We start from the raw sequence: 3,002 nt of genomic DNA, 5'->3' as shown, positions 1-3,002 counted from the left end.
TTCCCGCAGGAAGGCGAGGACGGCCGGGTTGGAGGAGGGCAGTTCGGTGTAGGAGCCCAGTCCGAACGCCGGGTTCTGCTTGCGGATCTCGATCATCCGGCGGGTCCAGTGCAGCAGCGAGGACGGCGACGACATCGACGCCTCCACGTTGGCCACCTGGTAGCCGTAGACGGGGTCCATGATCGTGGGCAGATAGAGCCGGCCCGGGTCGCAGGAGGAGAATCCCGCGTTGCGGTCGGGGGTCCACTGCATCGGGGTGCGCACCGCGTCCCGGTCGCCCAGCCAGATGTTGTCGCCCATGCCGATCTCGTCGCCGTAGTACAGGATCGGTGAGCCGGGCAGGGACAGCAGCAGCGCGGTGAACAGCTCGATCTGGTTGCGGTCGTTGTCCAGCAGTGGTGCCAGGCGCCGGCGGATACCGATGTTGGCGCGCATGCGGGGGTCCTTGGCGTACTCCGCCCACATGTAGTCGCGTTCCTCGTCGGTGACCATCTCCAGGGTCAGCTCGTCGTGGTTGCGCAGGAAGATGCCCCACTGGCAGCCCGAGGGGATCGCGGGGGTCTTGGCCAGGATCTCCGAGACCGGGTAGCGCGACTCGCGTCGTACGGCCATGAAGATGCGGGGCATGACGGGGAAGTGGAAGGCCATGTGGCACTCGTCGCCGCCGCTTCGGTAGTCGCCGAAGTAGTCGACCACGTCCTCCGGCCACTGGTTCGCCTCCGCCAGCAGCACCGTGTCCGGATAGTGCGCGTCGATCTCCTTGCGCACCCGCCTGAGGAACTCGTGCGTCGCCGGCAGGTTCTCGCAGTTGGTGCCCTCCTCCTGGTAGAGGTAGGGCACCGCGTCGAGACGGAAACCGTCGATGCCCAGGTCCAGCCAGAACCTCAGCGCGGAGATCATCTCCTCCTGGACGGCCGGGTTCTCGTAGTTCAGGTCCGGCTGGTGGGAGAAGAACCGGTGCCAGTAGTACTGCTTGCGGACCGGGTCGAAGGTCCAGTTGGAGGCCTCGGTGTCGACGAAGATGATCCGTGCGTCCTGGTACTGCTTGTCGTCGTCGGCCCAGACGTAGTAGTCGCCGTAGGGGCCTTCGGGGTGGGCGCGGGACTCCTGGAACCACGGGTGCTGGTCGCTGGTGTGGTTCATCACGAAATCGATGATCACCCGCATGCCGCGCTGGTGGGCCGCGTCCACGAACTCCACGAAGTCCGCGAGGTCGCCGAACTCCGGAAGCACGGCGGTGTAGTCGGACACGTCGTAACCGCCGTCGCGCAGCGGGGACTTGAAGAACGGCGGCAGCCACAGGCAGTCGACACCCAGCCACTGCAGATAGTCCAGCTTCGCGGTCAGGCCCTTCAGATCGCCCACACCGTCGCCGTTGCTGTCCTGGAAGGACCTGACCAGAACCTCGTAGAAGACGGCACGCTTGAACCACTCCGGGTCGCGGTCGGCGGCGGGAGTGTCCTCGAAGGTGTCCGGGACGGGCTCGTTGACGATCATCGTGTGGGTGACCCTCCGATCTGCGGTGAGGACGGTCGCAGGACGGTCAGCACGTGCGCCGGTCCCTCGCCCGGCGTCAGACGCACATAGTTGGCCCTGCCCCAGTGGTAGGTGGCACCGGTGAGCTCGTCACGCACCGGCACCGACTCGTGCCAGTCCAGGCCGAGCCGCGGCATGTCCAACGAGACCGTCGCCTCCTGGGTGTGATGCGGATCCAGATTCACCACGACCAGCACGGTGTTCGAACCGGAGCGCTTGGAGTAGACGATCACCTCGTCCTTGTCGGCGTGGTGGAAGTGCACATCCCGCAGCTGCCGCAGCGCCGGGCTGGCCCGGCGGATCGCGTTCAGCTTCGTGATCAGGGGGGCGATGGTGCGTCCTTCGCGTTCGGCCGCCTCCCAGTCCCGCGGCCGCAACTGGTACTTCTCCGAGTCCAGGTACTCCTCACTGCCCTCCCGCAGCGGCACGTTCTCACACAGCTCGTACCCCGAGTACACCCCCCACGTCGGCGACAGCGTCGCCGCCAGCACCGCCCGCACCTCGAACGCGGGCCGCCCCCCATGCTGCAGATACGCATGCAGGATGTCCGGAGTGTTCACAAAGAAGTTCGGCCGCATATACGCCGCCGCCTCCCCCGACAACTCCCCCAGATACTCCTCCAGCTCCCGCTTGGAGTTCCGCCACGTGAAATACGTGTACGACTGCTGGAACCCCACCGCCGCCAGCGTGTGCATCATCGCCGGCCGCGTGAACGCCTCCGCCAGAAAGATCACATCCGGATCCGCACGGTTGACCTCCCCGATCACCCGCTCCCAGAACACCACCGGCTTGGTATGCGGATTGTCCACCCGGAAGATCCGCACCCCCAACCCCATCCAGAACCGCAGGATCCGCAGCGTCTCCGCCACCAGACCCTCCATGTCCGCATCGAAGAACACCGGAAAGATGTCCTGATACTTCTTCGGCGGATTCTCCGCATACGCCACCGACCCGTCCGCACGCCGCCTGAACCACTCCGGATGCTTCTCCACCCACGGATGATCCGGCGAACACTGCAACGCGAAATCCAGCGCCACCTCCAGCCCCAGCTCCCGCGCCCGCCCCACGAACCAGCCGAAATCCTCGACCGTCCCCAGCTCCGGATGCACCGCATCATGGCCACCCTCCGGCGACCCGATCGCCCACGGCACCCCCACATCACCCGCACCCGCCGACAAAGCGTTGTTCGGGCCCTTGCGAAACGTCGTCCCGATCGGATGAACCGGCGGCAGATACACCACGTCGAAACCCATCCCCGCGATCACCGGCAACCGCCGCGCCGCCGAACGCAACGTCCCGTGCGGCCGCTCCACCGTCCCCTCCGACCGCGGGAAGAACTCGTACCACGACCCGAACAACGCCCGCTCCCGCTCCACCAGCAACGGCAACGGATCCGACGACGTCACCAACTCACGCAACGGAAACCGCCCCAGCACCCCGTCCACCTCCGGAGACAACGCCGCCGC

The 3,002-nt window shown here is 66.5% G+C and carries 2 protein-coding genes; both read right to left on the bottom strand.

All coding sequences use genetic code 11. From position 1 onward, the window contains the following. A partial coding sequence (treS, locus tag ABZ876_RS39000) for a maltose alpha-D-glucosyltransferase (protein ID WP_361791161.1) occupies positions 1–1,497 on the bottom strand: 1,497 nt, incomplete at its 3' end. Beyond that, on the bottom strand, positions 1,494–3,002 hold a 1,509-nt coding region (locus ABZ876_RS38995), incomplete at its 5' end, for an alpha-1,4-glucan--maltose-1-phosphate maltosyltransferase (protein ID WP_361791158.1). The genes ABZ876_RS38995 and treS, both read right to left, overlap by 4 nt.

The sequence above is a fragment of the Streptomyces sp. NPDC046931 genome, assembly GCF_040644655.1.
Lineage (GTDB): Bacteria > Actinomycetota > Actinomycetes > Streptomycetales > Streptomycetaceae > Streptomyces.
The sequence above is the reverse complement of the archived record's forward strand: the minus strand, read 5'-3'. Positions and strand labels throughout refer to the sequence as shown.